General features: G+C 38.4%; 17 protein-coding genes. 5 read left to right on the top strand and 12 right to left on the bottom strand.

Features of this window, described 5'->3' with window-relative positions; translation table 11 throughout:
- Positions 1-232: 232 nt before the first annotated feature.
- From DSM106972_RS31535 to DSM106972_RS31510, 6 genes are all read right to left on the bottom strand, one after another.
- On the bottom strand, positions 233-1927 hold the full coding sequence (locus tag DSM106972_RS31535) for an ABC-F family ATP-binding cassette domain-containing protein (RefSeq protein WP_073620774.1): 1695 nt from the start codon (positions 1925-1927) through the stop codon (positions 233-235).
- A gap of 607 nt (positions 1928-2534) precedes the next feature.
- Positions 2535-2780: an RpnC/YadD family protein gene (locus DSM106972_RS31530; protein ID WP_127084392.1), complete on the bottom strand. Its 246-nt coding sequence runs from the start codon at positions 2778-2780 to the stop codon at positions 2535-2537.
- Positions 2781-2941: 161 nt separating this feature from the next.
- Positions 2942-3757, bottom strand: coding sequence for an Rpn family recombination-promoting nuclease/putative transposase (locus DSM106972_RS31525; protein WP_127084391.1), 816 nt, complete (start codon positions 3755-3757; stop codon positions 2942-2944).
- A gap of 268 nt (positions 3758-4025) precedes the next feature.
- Positions 4026-5657: a caspase, EACC1-associated type gene (locus tag DSM106972_RS31520; protein ID WP_233787039.1), complete on the bottom strand. Its 1632-nt coding sequence runs from the start codon at positions 5655-5657 to the stop codon at positions 4026-4028.
- 46 nt (positions 5658-5703) lie between these two features.
- Positions 5704-6087: a hypothetical protein gene (locus DSM106972_RS31515; RefSeq protein WP_127084390.1), complete on the bottom strand. Its 384-nt coding sequence runs from the start codon at positions 6085-6087 to the stop codon at positions 5704-5706.
- 326 nt (positions 6088-6413) lie between these two features.
- Complete coding sequence (locus tag DSM106972_RS31510; RefSeq protein ID WP_127084389.1) at positions 6414-6896, bottom strand: hypothetical protein; 483 nt, start codon at positions 6894-6896, stop codon at positions 6414-6416.
- Positions 6897-7428: 532 nt separating this feature from the next.
- Between DSM106972_RS31510 and DSM106972_RS31505 the strand changes: the two genes are divergently transcribed.
- Together DSM106972_RS31505 and DSM106972_RS31500 are read left to right on the top strand one after the other, a co-directional pair.
- Positions 7429-8730 carry an MFS transporter gene (locus DSM106972_RS31505; RefSeq protein ID WP_127084388.1) on the top strand — a complete coding sequence of 434 codons (1302 nt, stop codon included), beginning with the start codon at positions 7429-7431 and terminating at the stop codon, positions 8728-8730.
- 216 nt (positions 8731-8946) lie between these two features.
- On the top strand, positions 8947-9414 hold the full coding sequence (locus DSM106972_RS31500; protein ID WP_127084387.1) for a hypothetical protein: 468 nt from the start codon (positions 8947-8949) through the stop codon (positions 9412-9414).
- Here DSM106972_RS31500 and DSM106972_RS31495 read toward each other — a convergent pair.
- From DSM106972_RS31495 to DSM106972_RS31480, 4 genes are all read right to left on the bottom strand, one after another.
- The gene (locus DSM106972_RS31495) at positions 9382-10308 is read right to left on the bottom strand and encodes a type II restriction endonuclease (RefSeq protein WP_127084386.1); all 927 of its coding nucleotides are present in this window, start codon (positions 10306-10308) and stop codon (positions 9382-9384) included. The two genes, DSM106972_RS31500 and DSM106972_RS31495, sit on opposite strands and share 33 nt — an antisense overlap.
- Before the next feature lie 50 nt (positions 10309-10358).
- Positions 10359-11399, bottom strand: coding sequence for a DNA adenine methylase (locus DSM106972_RS31490; RefSeq protein WP_201800808.1), 1041 nt, complete (start codon positions 11397-11399; stop codon positions 10359-10361).
- A 420-nt stretch (positions 11400-11819) separates the two neighbouring features.
- Positions 11820-12185, bottom strand: coding sequence for a helix-turn-helix domain-containing protein (locus tag DSM106972_RS31485; RefSeq protein ID WP_127084385.1), 366 nt, complete (start codon positions 12183-12185; stop codon positions 11820-11822).
- A 31-nt stretch (positions 12186-12216) separates the two neighbouring features.
- Positions 12217-12576 carry a helix-turn-helix transcriptional regulator gene (locus DSM106972_RS31480; protein WP_127084384.1) on the bottom strand — a complete coding sequence of 120 codons (360 nt, stop codon included), beginning with the start codon at positions 12574-12576 and terminating at the stop codon, positions 12217-12219.
- A 173-nt stretch (positions 12577-12749) separates the two neighbouring features.
- On the opposite strand from DSM106972_RS31480, the gene DSM106972_RS31475 reads away from it, so the two are divergent.
- A complete protein-coding gene (locus DSM106972_RS31475) occupies positions 12750-13220 on the top strand; it encodes a hypothetical protein (protein WP_127084383.1) in 471 nt (156 codons plus the stop codon).
- Between the two features lie 62 nt (positions 13221-13282).
- Positions 13283-13498 (top strand): hypothetical protein, encoded by a 216-nt coding sequence (locus DSM106972_RS31470; protein ID WP_127084382.1) that lies wholly within the window; start codon positions 13283-13285, stop codon positions 13496-13498.
- Between the two features lie 3 nt (positions 13499-13501).
- On the opposite strand, the gene DSM106972_RS55045 is transcribed toward DSM106972_RS31470, so the two are convergent.
- A complete protein-coding gene (locus DSM106972_RS55045) occupies positions 13502-13630 on the bottom strand; it encodes a hypothetical protein (protein WP_267901181.1) in 129 nt (42 codons plus the stop codon).
- 221 nt (positions 13631-13851) lie between these two features.
- On the opposite strand from DSM106972_RS55045, the gene DSM106972_RS31465 reads away from it, so the two are divergent.
- The gene (locus DSM106972_RS31465; RefSeq protein WP_127084381.1) at positions 13852-14214 is read left to right on the top strand and encodes a helix-turn-helix domain-containing protein; all 363 of its coding nucleotides are present in this window, start codon (positions 13852-13854) and stop codon (positions 14212-14214) included.
- Between the two features lie 293 nt (positions 14215-14507).
- Here DSM106972_RS31465 and prfA read toward each other — a convergent pair whose 3' ends face one another.
- Positions 14508-15608: a peptide chain release factor 1 gene (gene prfA / locus DSM106972_RS31460; RefSeq protein ID WP_127084380.1), complete on the bottom strand. Its 1101-nt coding sequence runs from the start codon at positions 15606-15608 to the stop codon at positions 14508-14510.
- Positions 15609-15637: the final 29 nt, after the last annotated feature.

The raw sequence follows: 15637 nt of genomic DNA, 5'->3' as shown, positions 1-15637 counted from the left end.
ATGTAATAATCTCAACATTTTTAAATCACATTTTCTAATACAATTTGCTGCAACCAATTAGTTATTTCAAATTAGTTTTTACCTAACAACTTATTGAGATTAATTAGCATTAAGTTTGGAAAATAATTATAGTTTGTAATGTCTTGTGGAATGTAAGTCCCCTTACGTTCTGTCTAAAATTGTCAATTAAGGGCAGGCAAGGATGCCCACCCCACAAGAGGCAATATCATTCTTACTTTTTCTTTGCTGTAGATTTAGCGCTTTTAGCAGCTTTCTTCGCAGCTTTTTCTTTCTCTATATCAGCCAGACGTGCGGCTTCTTTTTCTTCTTCCAGCTTGCTGAGATAGTAATGGTAATCACCCAAATAAACACGAAACTCACCATCGCGAATTTCGACGATTTTATTTGCTATCTGCGAAACAAAATAACGGTCGTGTGATACAACAATCACGCTACCATCATAATTTTGCAGCGCATCTTCGAGCATTTCCTTGGCGGGAATGTCTAAGTGGTTTGTCGGCTCATCTAGAATTAATAAATTAGCTGGACGTAGGAGCATCTTAGCTAATGCCAAGCGTGCCTTTTCACCACCGCTTAATGCTGAGACATTTTTAAATACAGTGTCACCACTAAACAAAAATCGTCCTAAAATTGTCCGAACTTCTTCGTTTGTCCAGGTAGGCACTTCATCATGGATGGTTTCCATAACGCTTTTACTTAAATCAAGTGCTTCTGCTTGGTTCTGTTCAAAGTAACCAGGAAGAACATTATGGTCGCCAAGTTTTACAATACCTTCAGAAGGCGCCTCCATTCCCATAATCAAACGTAGCAATGTAGACTTACCTGCACCATTGGGAGCTACGAAGGCAATTCTATCACCGCGCTCGACTATTAAACTGGCGCCTAAGAACAGAATTTTGTCGTCATATGTATGTGTTAACTCATCAATAATTACAACTTCGCGTCCGCTACGAGGTGCAGGGGGAAACTGGAAGTGTAAAGTACGTACTGAACTTGTAGGCGCCTCGATACGTTCAATTTTATCAAGCAATTTTTCTCGGCTTTTCGCTTGAGTACTACGAGTCGCACTAGCACGGAATTTTTCTACAAACGCTTGTTGCTTTTCGAGTTCTTTTTGCTGACGTTCAAAAGCACTAAGCTGCGCTGACTGATTTTCAGCTTTTTGTTGCAGGTACGAAGAGTAATTACCTAAATAAGTAGAAGAAACACCACGTTCAGTTTCGACTATTTGAGTACACAAACGGTCAAGAAACTCCCGGTCATGCGATACTATCACCATCGGGGTAGTAAGTTTCTTAAGATAACCTTCTAACCACTCGATAGTTTCCAAATCTAAGTGGTTTGTAGGTTCGTCCAGCAGTAACAAATCAGGTTCTTGCAGCAAAATCTTACCTAAACCCATTCGCATTTGCCACCCACCACTGAAAGCACTTACCAAACGCTCACCATCTTCGATTTGAAAACCCATTTCTGGTAAAATCTTACCGATGCGCGCATCCAACCCGTAACCATCGAGTGCTTCAAACTGACGCTGTAACTTATCTAATTTATTAATTAATTTATCGAGTTCTTCGGGTGTGGCACTTTCCATCTCGCGCGTCACTTGTGCCAACGCCAACTGTACTTCGTTTGCTTCCTTAAATACAGTCCAAAATTCTTCGTTAACAGTGTGTGATGGGTCTACCTCAAACTCTTGGTTAAGGTAAGCTATATGTAAACTCGAAGGACGAACAATTTCACCCGAAGTCGGCTCGACTTCACCTGTGATAATCTTAAGCTGGGTGGACTTGCCGGCGCCGTTTACACCAACTAAACCAATTCTGTCGCCAGCTTTGACCTCCCAATTAACATCCTTGAGGACTTCACCAGTCGGGTAAATTTTACTGATATGTTCGAGTCGTAGCATCCAGTGTCTCCAAGGTAGGGAATGAGTAGGAAAGTGCGCGCGTTTACGCTTCGTGTCCAATCTTAACAAAAATTAATGCAAATGTAGAGACGTTACATGTAACGTCAGAACAAAATTTTGATATTTATTTCTACCATAGAGACACAAAGAATATTTGTAGGTTGGGTGGAGGCTTTGCGGAACCCAACGGAGTCCTAAAAATGTTGGGTTTTGCTACCATAAAGGAAAACTACTGGTCTGTGTCAATAGTTTTGGTGTGTAGGCGCCAAGCGTAAGCGTGGTTATGCCTCACATACAACGCCCCAGAATTAATGACATGAACCACTGCTGGTCTGTGTCATTAATTTTGGTGTGTAGAAAGATTGGCAACGGATTATGAACGAATGTAACGGATGGTTGATATTAGACAACTAGATTTTGTTTGTAACCAACAACTTATCTGTTACATCCGTTACATCCGTTGCAAATAACCCACCAAATTTTATGACACAAACCACTACCCTTGGGAAAACTGCGCCTACTTTTACGAAGAGCGTTCCTCAACTCAACCTACCAATTATTCGATTTTGAGCTACCCCTTGCAGTATTGATGTACAAAGGGTAAAAATTAAGAAATTACCATATAGTTATTTAGCACTACTGTTTCTACGACTTTCACATTCAAATCAAGCGCATAAGCTATTTGTTCCGGAGTTAAGCCAAAAGCTAGTAAGCGAGGTATCACTTCTATTTGGGCTTTTTGCTTAAACCTTTTTTCGACTCTTCGCCGAATCTTTTTTTCAAGTTCTTCTTGTATCTCTTCTTTGACTTCCTGGTAAAATATTGTTTTCCTCAAATCGCTTTGTCCAAACATTGCTTTTAACCCAGCCTCTTTATCTTAGATAATTAATACAATAAAACTGTCCCAAATGAATTTAGTACTCTATGTCATTATGTATATAGGTAGATATAATTATCACTCCAGACACAGAGTACGCAGAAGATGTGGTAAGAGAAGTTTGAAACTGGCACCCGTTAAGAACCTGAGTTGTTTTTCTGCACTACTTGTCTTACCACTTCCACACTTATATCAAGTCCTTGAGCTACTTGTTCCGGAGTTAAACCTAAAGCTAGTAAGCGAGGTATCGATTCTAATTTGGTTTTTTCTTTGGCTTTTTGTTCAACTTCTTCTTGGATTTCTTCTTTGACTTCCTGATAAAATGTGGTTTTCCTCAAGTCGCTTTTTTTAAACATCGCCTTTAACTCCTCCTTCTTAATCTTAGGTAATTTGTAAACTAAAATTGTTCCAATTAAATCCAGTAGTTGCTGCTGTTGGGGTTTTGGAAGACCCTGTTGTTTAGTTCTCGCAATTAACTCCTTGGCTTGTTGTTTGGCTATTTTTTGATTTTCGATGATTAACTTAATAGTAGCAATTCCAATCGGTAACGAAGCAGCATCACCCAAATCTTCAAGGTAGATACGAGTAATTCGTCCACTGTCAAAGAATTCACTGTAGTGCTTCGTATCTGCGACATCTAAACTCTTCCTAGGGTATATAACTACACCATACCAATTGTTTTTAGTCTTGTTCTGACGTAAGTATAAATTAACTTCAGAAATAAGCCGCGAGTAGATTTGCTTATCCTGCTGGAACTGCACTTCTACAAAATAAATTGGTTTGTCTTTACCCCTTTTCGGGATAAAAACACCGTCGATACGAAAAGCAGTTTGCTTGACTTCAATCGATTTAAAGTTGTATTCACTGGCAGTTGTAGATGCATCGCCGATAAGTTCAAAGAAAACATTTGGAAATTCTTTGAACAAGCGATAAAAAATGCTATCTGTTTGCACGCTAAATTATTGGTTTGTAAAACTTTATTAACTGGGCTTTCAAGGACAAGTAAATAAATCCTACGAAAAAATAATATTACTGATGAACTTTATAATACAAATTATCTACATAAATCTTTAAAATCAAAATTTCCGTCTTTTCATCGACTTTCAATCCATGCTGTAAATAAATTGACTCAGTGCCAGATATAGGATTTATGAAATGCTTATTATTACGTGAGTTTGGTTTATCTGATAAATCTTTAGGAAATTATGAAAGTCTTAAATGTTACATTTTACAAGTCTCGATGCGAGAGAATACCACTTCCAAGTCCGTAAAAATAGCTCCTACCTTTTCTACATCATGCACAAATACGTAAATCGGGAGGTGCCCCTTAGATGCTGAAGTGTCGTAAAATGCTGAAGTGTCGTAAGTAAAACTCCTCGTGTCAATCCAATTGTTGTTCACCCTCCATCCTACTTTATCTGCTAATTTTTCCCAGGCTTCTTTGTAATATTTGCCGTCTGCTTTGCCACCGACACTCAAGTAAATTTCTTTTTGGACACTGAAGCCAAATTGCCCATTGCTATATTTTACCCAAAGGGTATTAATTGTGCGAAGGTCTTTGTAGGGAAAGTTTAAAAATTCTTCATGTCTAATCCAGTCATTTTCTTCTCGACCTACAGCCTGAAGCATTATCAAATAGGTTTCATAGTCCGCTTCTTTCCATTTTCCTGTTTTAATTAAGTCACGTAGTTTAGTGTAGTTTATTCCTTTTTCAGAACTTAGGTCATCTTCTTCGAGTTGTTGATTATTTGTTACTGGTTGTTGATTGTTGATTACGAAAGCTATTTGAGGAAGTAATTGTTCATCTATTTTTTTAACATCCTCATCGCGCAAACCTAGAAATTGCTGATAATCTTTTAAATCATTTAGTGACCGTGACGAAAGTGGATTTTCTTGTTCTAAAGCTTCCTCAAGCGTTTGTTTGTACTCTTCCAACTTGCGCTGGTACTCGCGATAGGGTTGTAAAACTTCTGTTTCAATTGCTTCTGCTTCTTGTAGGTTTAATCCGAGTTGTAGCGCTAAAGACTTAAGCATTCTACGGGCAGGAATTGTAAATTTTCCTTGATGCGCGCGTTGTTCAACTTCCTTGCGATATTTTAGTTTCGGGTCTTCTTTAGGTGACTTTGCCAGCAGAATTTTATATCCTTCTTTGACAGGATAAAATTCTGGTGTCATTGCTGGGGAAGTTTCTGTCACCTTGCGATGAACAAAATCATGTAGTTCTTCGACTGATATCCAACCATCGTTGTCTTGGTCAGCGATGCCTTTCTCGATCCCTTCGATGAGAAAATGGGTATAGAGCGATAATTCAAAGCCTTCATGTTCAAATGCATATTGGGTTGAATTGGAAGCGGTAAGAATAGCTCGACCTTCGCCTCCTAATTGATTGACGATATTTATATTCCCAGCGTCTTTTGCATTCAAACCTTTTGTAAAAGCCGCACTAAAACAGCAGTCGAGAATAATTACTTGGCGCCTTGACCGACTATTTTGCATTTGCTGATGCACAAAGCTCGCAGCAACAGCAGTTGGAGAGATTAATTTGCCTTCTTGTTTGCGAGTTGAACGAGTTGAAAAGTAAAACTGGCTGTTATCATCAGTAATTCCGTGACCAGAGAAATATAGCAGCAGCAAATCTTCTTTTCTTTTATTAGCGAAAAAAGTGAAAATCGCTTCTTCGGCTTCTTGTCGCTGCTGATTTTTCAACACAATAATATCCTCTGCTGCAAAACCCCCTATTTCTGGGTGCTGCAAGACACGCTGCATTGCTTCTACATCCTTTGTGGCGCCAGGTAAAAGATTTAATCCTGGTTCATACTCGCTAACTCCAATCAATAAAGCGTATTTTGCCATTGGTCATAAATGCAAAATTATATTATCTGTGTATATATTGATATATTTATTGTTTATTAAGGAACTCTTGTGCTTGCTGTTTAATATACTCAAACTCTTCTTTGCTACTGGCTTCGATTTCTAATTCTCTACCATCAGTGGCTTTGACTTTCAACTTCATCGGTTTATTCCCGAAACGGTCTGATAAGAACCCAAATAATTTTTTTAGGTTTGCAGGGCTAACTTCTGCCATCAGAAAACCCGCTAAAATTCCACCAAATGCTTTGTTTCCTGCGGGTGGGTTGGGGTCAGGTAGAAGTTCTGCTGCTTCAATTTCATCTAGCTCTCTAATTTCTTGCAGCAGTTTCTGGGCTTGTTCGTTTTTCTCTTCGTCATCCAAGTCAGGGTCGTTGAAACCAATTATAAGTTTTACGTTTGATACATTAGCCATAGTCGCGACTCAAGATGAAAGCTTAGTAATGAAATATAGAAGTAGTTTTTAGCCTACCTTATTTATACCAGCTATGATTAATGGTTTTCCGGAAATCTACAATTACTTTTTTATACGGTCATATATCAGTACTGCTCGGTGAAGCGGAAGAATCGAACGGGAGCAGGTTGAGTTGACCTTTTGGTTTGTAACATCTTGCACGAGGTCTAGAAACCGGGCTTCTTGCCAAACATGTTGTGTAAAACGTTGATTTTTCGTACAGAAGCCCGGTTTCTTTCGGCTTGTTGAAATATAAGTTATCACTGCACAGGCGCCTTTGGCCTGTGCTACAAATGACCGTCTCTGACTTTTAGTAATTCGTCTTTTGATTTTCCTAAAATGCGGGCGAGCGGCGCCATCAATGCGTCTTCTATTTTGTCACCTGCGTAGATATTGTTTAATTCGACAGGTGAAACTTTAAAAGTGTCGCAAAATTTAGCAAATTCTTTGTCGCCTAAATCTAATTCTTGCTGTCTTTCACGTAGAAATCTTGCAATTGCAAATGTACCTGACTTTGGAAGCTCACTGGTTTTTAGATATTTTTTCATTAGTTCTTTAACTTGACTAGCATCACCACCTGACTGCCTAATTAAATCGGTACAAGCTGTAGTCAATGCTTTTTTCAATAATTCGTCTTCATTTAACTGTTTGATTATCGTGTCTGAATATTCTTTTTTGAAAAATCCAGCTACGGCGCCTTTAAAATAAACAGGGATGTAACTTTCATGTACACCTAATTGCCAATCGGTAGGTTCATTGCGTAAGGACATGGCTGCACCTGTAAAATACGTATAAGACTTTACCTGTTATAGCCTCTCTTGCAAAAAATGCCCCCTTTGGCTTATAAGTAACTATTTATACTAAAAAAACTTCTTGACTCTAAGAATTAAATTAACTCTCGCATGAAAACATAACTATATAGTCTACTCTATTGTTCAGTATTTTGTCTTCTGCCCTTGTGGCTATACTTTATATAAAATGCGTCGATTCAAGTAGTTTGAAGAATCTACAAAAAGTATTAGTCTTTTTAGAGGCGAGAAATCGTACTATATAACTAATTGCATCGTTTGAAGTTCGTAAATCGCTGCTAGGTAAAGCCATAAGTATTTTTACTTGGCTAGTACCGTACTATACTATTATCTATAGTACATGTAATATATAAACCTTGTACAGGCGCCTAGATTCCGTAGGGCTTCTGAAACGTGAGTTTGTATCAGTATGCGAAGGTAATGGTATTAAAAGTGTGGAAGCTTGGATATATCTCCACAGTTACACGTAATATAAATCAATAGGATAAAACAATTGGAAGTACTTCTACGCTTGGATACCAAGATACGTAATTACATGCTGATTTTATTCGCAGCAGGTTTATTATTTTGGTCTAGTATTGGGGCGTTGCTATCAACGCTTCCTCTTTATATAGAGGATTTGGGCGGTTCTAAACAGCAAGTTGGTATTGTTATGGCTAGCTTTGCTGTTGGGTTGTTAATATTTCGTCCTCAGTTGGGAGAACTAGCAGACCGACGTAGCCGTAAAATTGTTTTGATTATTGGTGCAAGTGTTGCAGCTATTGCACCATTGGGTTATCAAATATTTACATCAATACCTGGGCTAATTGCACTACGCGCGTTTCATGGGATTAGTATTGCAGCTTTTACTACAGCATACGCAGCACTAGTTTCTGATATAGCTCCGGCAGAAAATCGCGGTGAAGTTTTGGGTTATATGACTTTGACTGGGGCAACTGGTTTAGCACTTGGCCCAGCAATTGGTACTTATATCCAAGAAAATGCTAGTTACACATTATTATTTAATACTACTGCTATTTTAGGTTTACTCTCGCTTTTATTTGTACTGCCAATCGAAAACTTTCCTGTATCGCAAGATTTGAGTGAAGATAATGGCGCCGAAAGTATTTGGCAAATTTACAAAAGTCCAAGGGTGCGGGTTCCAGCGCTAACTATGTTACTAATTGGGTTAGCAGTGGGTACGTTGAATACTTTTATTCCATTATTTATTAAATCTATACATGTTAACTTCGATTGCGGTTTGTTTTATACAATTGCAGCAGTGTCGAGTTTAGTATCGCGGTTTTTTACTAGCAGTGGTAGTGACCGAATTGGTAGAGGTATATTTGTAACGCTTGGTTTAATTGCTTATACGCTCTCAATGTTACTACTATGGCAAGCAAACAACGATTTTTCTTTTGTGATGTCGGCAATACTTGAAGGCGCCGGGGGTGGTACATTCCTTTCGACAATGGATGTAGTTATAGCCGACCGTTCATTACCCCAAGAGCGCGGACGAATTTTTGCTCTATGTGTAGTGGGGTTTGACTTGGGTATTGCAATTGCTGGACCCCTTGGAGGTTCGATTGCCGAACAAGTTGGTTATCATAATATGTTTGGTATTGCAGGCGCCTTAACTTTCTCAGGAGTTATAATTTTCCTAACGTTATCAAGCAAAACTCTTATCAACTCATTACAGTTTGCTATTGGACGTGGTGATGATGACTTTGCTTATCGGGATGTTCAAAAGGCGCCTCTGTTTGATCCCCAAGAAAACTATCCAGTGCTATCTACCACTGGTATTGCAGCAGAGTAATTCGCAACGGATTATAACGGATGTAACGGATAGAGGTAGGGTGCGTGAAAGCCATTAGGATGAAGCAACGTAACACAAGATTAAACTGCTTTCACGCACCTTACGATTGAATGAGCTTGCATAATTTCTCTTCGCCAGCACCTATATGTTAATTAGGGAAGCAAAAAGTTTTTTAAATTTTTCCCTGATTTTACACACTTTATTGCTGGTTAAGGCATGATTAATAACGTTAGGCTAAATACTCCACTTGCTTCTACTTCCTTTGCGACCAGTTTAGAAATTACCAAATTTGTAGCTTTACTGAATATACACAAATCACTTCAACATAACTTATGGCAAAATACAGCTATTTTAGATGAGGCAAAGAAAGTTGCATATTTAATTGACGAAGATTCGGAAGCGCGCATCGAAGCATTGAAATATTTAGCGTCATTTTTCGCACGTGCAGGACACTATCATGAAGCCAAAGAAGTTTTGAAGCAAGTTAAAGATTCTCCAGTTTTCAAGACGAAGGAACTACGAGAATTAGCAAAAGCATTAGCCACTGCGGGGACTGTGTATAAAGAGGAAGCTTTTTTAGTCTTTAACGAGGCAATGAAAACCGCGCTTCAGATAAAACATCAACCTACACAGATAAAGGCAGTTGAAGAACTAAAGTTGTTGTCTAATAATTTCAGCAAGTAACCCACTAGAAGCCATATTCAAATTTAATGTATAATCAATATAATTAAAAGTTTCTTCCAAAGGTTTTAAAGTACTCTTCCAACCCAAACCATCAGTAATCCAAATAAATTTGTGATTTTGTGCCGTTAAAAAATCATACAAACCCTTATATTCACCTGCGGTGGCTTTCAACTTAGAACCACCACCACCATAGAAATTGACTTCAATTAAATAAATTTGTTTACTATTATTAATTACAAAATCAAATCTCCTGCTTGATTTATCTACTTCCACTACAATATCCCATTCAGCCAAAATCTTCTCAGCAGTAGCTTGTTTAATGTATGTAAAATTACTCGCGTTACAAATAGACTTTACTAACTCTTCAACGATAATTTCCATCGTATCCCCAGCACGATTTTTCCTACCGTTACTATCGAGTCCTACCTCAATTCCTAATACATAATCTGGAATACTTTTAATAGTACGGTTTTCAAATAGTTCCAGCACACCAGTTTCTCTGACAAATTCTACTGCGGCATTAATATTTTCTGGAAATAAAAGACTCTGATTACTAAAATTAAACCCTTTATATTGAAAATCTCCTTCTGCAAAGCTAGTTAGAATTCTAAAATTTTTCGTTCGACAAGCTATTAAAATTGGAATTGCGCTGTAAATGCCTGGATAAGTTTGTAATAGTTCTCTAAATTCTTGCTCTATATTATTTTTCCCGATTAAATAATTAAGAGTATTCAAATGAATTTCAACGCTTTTAAAATTTGATAGGACTTTTTGCCAATTGACAAAATAGTCCCATATTGTGATAGAGTCAGTCAAAGTATTTTTCAAATGCTTAAACACATCTTTGGTAGCAGCACTTCCCAAAAAATCATGAAATACCTGACTATTTTTCATACCTACCTGCGAACGACCTCGTAATAAGCACTTCAGTGCTTACTACAAGCTTAATAATTCATAATTAGTAACTCATTAATCTGACCACGCTTAGAAGCATTACAATTAATCCTCCGCGCAGCTCTTACTCGCTCAATTCTATAGGCATTATAAGCATCTTCAAAAAAATTATCATTAACATCCTCATTTTTAGGGTCTGAATTACTTAATAACAGCTCGGCGCCTTTACCATCCAACTCAGCAAAAAAGTTCCTCAACCTTAACTGCTCACTATCATGCCATATATTTTGAGAATAACCAGTAAAATTAGCGGTACTACTTATGGGTCGGTAAGGTGGGTCAAAATATACAAAAGTCTTATCATCAACAAAATCTTTACACTTCGTAAAATCTCCTAACTCAATACGAGTTTTTTGCAGCACTAAAGAAATAGCCTTCAAATTATCCACATTGCAAATCAAAGGCTTTTTATACTTACCGCAAGGAACATTAAACTCACCTCTAGAATTAACTCTAAACAAGCCATTAAAACAAGTACGGTTCAAAAAAATAATCTGAGCCGCACGCTCTACCCAATTACTACTAAATACATTAAAATCAATACTTCTCCGCTTTGAATTAAATAATTGCCGCACATGATAAAAATACTGGTTTTTTTCAATATCAGACATAGACCAATACTTAGATTGAATCTTTGATAACGCATCAATCAACGCATACACATCAAACTTAATAGTTTTATAGGCAATTATCAATTCAGGATTAACATCATAAATAAAAAACTCATCGATGCTCGACTGATAACCCGAAGAAGCAAGATAGAAAAACATTGCCCCTCCTCCCACAAACGGCTCAACATACCTTTTGATTGAACCATTTAACAAGTCTTGTGGCAAATAGGTGCTTATTTGTTCCAGAAGCTGACCCTTCCCTCCTGCCCATTTCAAAAACGGTTTTGCTGGAGCCTGGTTTGCTGTATAAACATTGTAATTAGAAGGCGCCTCAAATACACCTCGCTTCGCCACACCTTTTTGCAAAGCCAAATGAGTTCCTACTTTCACATCATAGTTGGTACGTACTATATAAGCCATTAATTTATGATGAATCTAGTTTAGTACTATCGTACTTTAAAAACACGAAAAAAGAATACTTGTTCTACTGTACTTTAAAGCTAAAGTTCGATAAAAACACAGTGTAATATATTACTTGCTTTTACAATAGACCAGTGCAAATTCAAGTAATATAGCCGCTTTTCAGTTAAAAACAATACTCATGTTACTTAGGACACTGTAGGTTGGGTGTAAACGGAGTTTTCCCGCAGGGTAGGCTCTGCGTAACCCAACACACAACAATAAAACATTATCTATCAGGCGCCAACACTGGCAACGGATACAACGGATGTAACGGATGATTTATTCAATACAAGCAAAGTCTGATTATCTAAAATTATTTATCCGCTACATCCGTTCATCATCCGTTGCTAATATTTCTACCCACCAAAACTTTTGACATCAACCACTGGCTTTAACCTCCGAACCCGCTACCTCAATCGAAGAAGCAAGTCTATCCATAACTACACGACCAATAACCGCCACATCAGATAATGGCATTACCTTGATTTGCTTAACAATCTGGTTTAAATCAGAAGAATTAGATTGCGGCTTAATACCTAAATAATTTAAAAGCTCCTCAATCGTATAACCTGCCCTGTCGGCAATGTTCGCCAGATTGAGAACATCTGGAATTGACTCACCTTTTTCCCACAACTGTACAGTTGTATAAGATACGCCCAGTAATTTTGCAAATGCTCGTTGGCTCATGGAATCACGAGCCGTTTTTACCACTTCACCCAATTTCTTCCGCGCTTCTAAATCCACTGCTGTAATATTCTTGCAATTATTTATACTGCTAACTAGCTTTTGGTTCCTCTAAAGATTCTACAGCAGCAGCCAAGCGACTGGCGCCCGCCTGAACAATCTGAGCAACTTGAGATAAAGGCATATGATTAATTTGCCTCAAAATCAAACTTAAATCAGAAGCTTCTTGTACAGGTTTGCCTTCCAAACAGTTAAGCAACTCTTCGAGAGTATAGCCAGCTCTGGGTGCAATTTTCGCTAAATACTCTGTATCAGGCACGTTCACGCCCTTTTCCCACAACTGTACAGCAGTCGCAGAAACACCCAAAAGCTTACCAAAGGCTCTTTGACTCATAGAACCACGAGCTTGCCTGATAATTTCAATCAATTTTTCCCTGCTTTCGATATTCACTGCTGTGGTTACTAAGAGAGCATTTACAGATTTAGTTTAGTAAGCAATCACAAAAAGTTTCGTTGTATATTGACAATCTTGCTTGCAACGTGTAAATTACAATTAAGCTTGTCATTAAAAAATTATTGATGTAATTCGCTGCTGAGACTATAACTATATAGATGGGGTGCATCATGCGTAAGCGAGTAAGGCAAAGTTACTATAAAGCTCAAAACAAAAAGGTTCAAAGCTTAATCGCAGCTAATAAAATTACACCACATGTTTGGCGCCTGAGCGAAGCCAATATAATCGAAGCGCTTAACGCTCAAGGCTACAACGCAAAAAAAATCAAGAAAATCTCTTACCTCAAGCACCAAATAAGTATTTCATACTGGGATAAAAATGGTGGGGTGTGCAGTGGCTTTTTCAGCTATCGAATATTTGCACGCTGGCAACAAGCCGTTGAAAGATTAGTTTACAACTGTGGAAACACTAGAGAGTTACAACGCTTGAGCGAACTAATTGAGTACGAATATACTCATTACCCTTACCCTTGGGAAATACAAGAAGCAATCAACAACACAGTAGAAAACTGTACATGTGAGCTAACCGCGCTAGAAAGTTACAAACAAACTGTTCGCCGCGAAGTTGCTTGTATTGGATAAATAGAGAAATAGTAAATCAGCAAAGATAAAATATAAAGTATTGCTGTTAATACAAAGTGAAAATGCTAAAAACAGTCTGGGCTACTGTTCGACAAGGAAAAATCGAATTGTTAGAATCAACAGAGCTTCTTGAAGGGGCAAAAGTGCTAGTTATACTTTTACCTGATGATGAAACTGATTTTTGGCTTCAAACAAGCCAAGCCTCACTTGATGCAGTGTGGGATAATACTGAAGATGATGTTTATGCCCAGCTACTCAATAAAATGACACTATCTTAAAAGTCAAACTATAACCGATTTTAAATGTATATTTAAGAATAAATTTAGGCGCCAGACATGTGGCGTAATTTTGTTTGCTGAAATTAAGCTTCGACGTGAACGGCTGTTTCGGTGACGTAGATTGCGAGCCATAATGCACCATCCAATTTAATTTGACCGCAAGGCTTCAAGAAAAGATGCTTTCCAGGCTAGAATAAAGCTGTCTACTTAACTTTCGCAAAATTGGCAGCTTATAAGCAGTCATTGACAGGTATACACTATCATAAGTGTAACTACGTTTGTCAAGAAAAAATTTACAATTTGTAAAACAGACGCTAGAACTAAATTAGTGAGCTTGCAATAAAACTAAAGCAGTGAATTCAGAAGCTAGAAAGAAACTAGGTGAAATAGCAAAGAAGGCTCGCGCTTCGATGAGTCAAAGGTCTTTTGCTACCCTTTTGGGTGTTTCTTACACCACGGTGCAGGCGTGGGAAAAAGGAGAATCTGTACCAGATATTGAGAATTTAGCCAATATTGCTGATAGAGCAGGTTATACGATTGAAGAACTTTTGAATTATCTTGGTGTTAAACCGCAATCCGAGACTTCAGATGTCAACCAAATTATTAAACAAATAAAGGTGATGCCTTTATCGGAGGTGGCTGTTATTGCCAAAGCTACTGCTGAAAGATTTGCAGATGCGGCGATTACTTTGGGTGAAGAGGTTAAGGCTAGTTAGTGTGTAAGTTTTCTAAAATTTCGCAGTTAAAAACCAAGCTAAAATTAACTAAACGAAAATTCTAGAGATGCTACCCTTCGGGAAAACTGCGTTAACGTACCTCAGCATGACAGAATTCAAGATTTACTTTTTTATTCAGTCCTCTTTTAGAGGACTTTGGCTATTAGCATTGGGTTTGCAACCTGATGCGGGTTATGTGTTGTATGAAATATTGGGAATGTTGGGTTGCGCGTAAGCGGAGCCAACCTACAAAATAATAATAGAACAGGCAAGGGATGCCTGTTCCACAATTATTAGTTGTTGCCGGCGTTGGCGGCTAGTTCGGCTAGTTGGTCTTGTTGGTCTTGGGAGATACAAGACTGTACTACTGTTTCTAGGTCGCCTTCGAGAACTGGGGTTAAGGAGAAGTTTTGGTTGAGACGATGGTCGGTGACGCGGTTGTCTTTGTAGTTGTATGTGCGGATTTTTTCGGAACGGGCGCCTGTTCCTACTTGCAGGCGCCTTGCTGAAGTGATGGCTGCTTGTTGTTCTTGCAGTTTCATTTCATACAATTTTGCGCGCAAGATTTGCATTGCTCGTTCTTTGTTTTGTAACTGGCTTCGTTCTTCTGTACAGAAGATTCTTATACCTGTTGGTTTGTGTAATAAGTCAGCAGCAGTTTCTACTTTGTTGACGTTTTGTCCACCTGCACCACCCGAACGCGCGGTTTTCATTTCGATGTCTTTGGGGTCGATATGTACTTCTACATCATCGACTTCTGGCATTATTGCTACTGTCGCTGTTGATGTATGTACTCTTCCACCTGCTTCGGTGAGGGGGACACGCTGGACTCGATGTACTCCTGCCTCAAATTTTAATTGGCTATATACGTCGTCGCCTTTGATTTCTAGAATTACTTCTTTCCATCCACCCATGTCTCCTAATGATTCACTCATTAACGAAACTTTCCAACCTTGGGTTTGAGCATAACGAGTATACATCCGCATTAAGTCTCCAGCCCAAATACTGGCTTCGTCACCTCCAGTACCTGCACGAATTTCTAACATGATGTTTTTATCATCGTTAGGGTCGCGTGGTAGTAGTAGTAATTTTAAGCGGTTCTCTAGATACTCAATTTTTTCTTCGAGTTCTTTTACTTCCAGTCCTGCCATTTCTTGCATTTCTGGGTCACTCGCTGACTCTTTATATATTTGACGCGCTCCAACTAAGTCGTCGGTAGCTTGTTTCCAAGTTTCGTAGGTGTTTACTACTTCTTCTAAACCTGACCGTGCCTTGGCTATCTGTTGATACTCGTCTTGGTCTCTTGCAGTATCTGGGTCTCCTAGGCGCCGAGTCAACTCGTTAAAAGTTTGTTCGACAGATTTTAATTTCTCCAGCAAATATTGTTCAGCCATAATTGCGTGCCTCACGCTCCTTCAAAAAT

Origin of the sequence: Dulcicalothrix desertica PCC 7102, from assembly GCF_003991905.1 — a bacterium.
Lineage (GTDB): Bacteria > Cyanobacteriota > Cyanobacteriia > Cyanobacteriales > Nostocaceae > Dulcicalothrix > Dulcicalothrix desertica.
Note: the sequence above shows the minus strand (reverse complement) of the source record. Positions and strands in the feature narration are given on the sequence as shown.

Coding starts and splice junctions, on each gene's coding strand:
- DSM106972_RS31470 (WP_127084382.1), top strand. CDS start 13,283: ATGCTAAAAACAGTCTGGGCTACTGTTCGACAAGGAAAAATCGAATTG.
- DSM106972_RS31515 (WP_127084390.1), bottom strand. CDS start 6,087: ATGGCTAATGTATCAAACGTAAAACTTATAATTGGTTTCAACGACCCT.
- DSM106972_RS31490 (WP_201800808.1), bottom strand. CDS start 11,399: ATGGCTTATATAGTACGTACCAACTATGATGTGAAAGTAGGAACTCAT.
- DSM106972_RS31535 (WP_073620774.1), bottom strand. CDS start 1,927: ATGCTACGACTCGAACATATCAGTAAAATTTACCCGACTGGTGAAGTC.
- DSM106972_RS31500 (WP_127084387.1), top strand. CDS start 8,947: ATGATTAATAACGTTAGGCTAAATACTCCACTTGCTTCTACTTCCTTT.
- DSM106972_RS31510 (WP_127084389.1), bottom strand. CDS start 6,896: ATGTCCTTACGCAATGAACCTACCGATTGGCAATTAGGTGTACATGAA.
- DSM106972_RS31475 (WP_127084383.1), top strand. CDS start 12,750: ATGCGTAAGCGAGTAAGGCAAAGTTACTATAAAGCTCAAAACAAAAAG.
- DSM106972_RS55045 (WP_267901181.1), bottom strand. CDS start 13,630: ATGGCTCGCAATCTACGTCACCGAAACAGCCGTTCACGTCGAAGCTTA.
- DSM106972_RS31520 (WP_233787039.1), bottom strand. CDS start 5,657: ATGGCAAAATACGCTTTATTGATTGGAGTTAGCGAGTATGAACCAGGA.
- DSM106972_RS31530 (WP_127084392.1), bottom strand. CDS start 2,780: ATGTTTGGACAAAGCGATTTGAGGAAAACAATATTTTACCAGGAAGTC.
- DSM106972_RS31495 (WP_127084386.1), bottom strand. CDS start 10,308: ATGAAAAATAGTCAGGTATTTCATGATTTTTTGGGAAGTGCTGCTACC.
- prfA (WP_127084380.1), bottom strand. CDS start 15,608: ATGGCTGAACAATATTTGCTGGAGAAATTAAAATCTGTCGAACAAACT.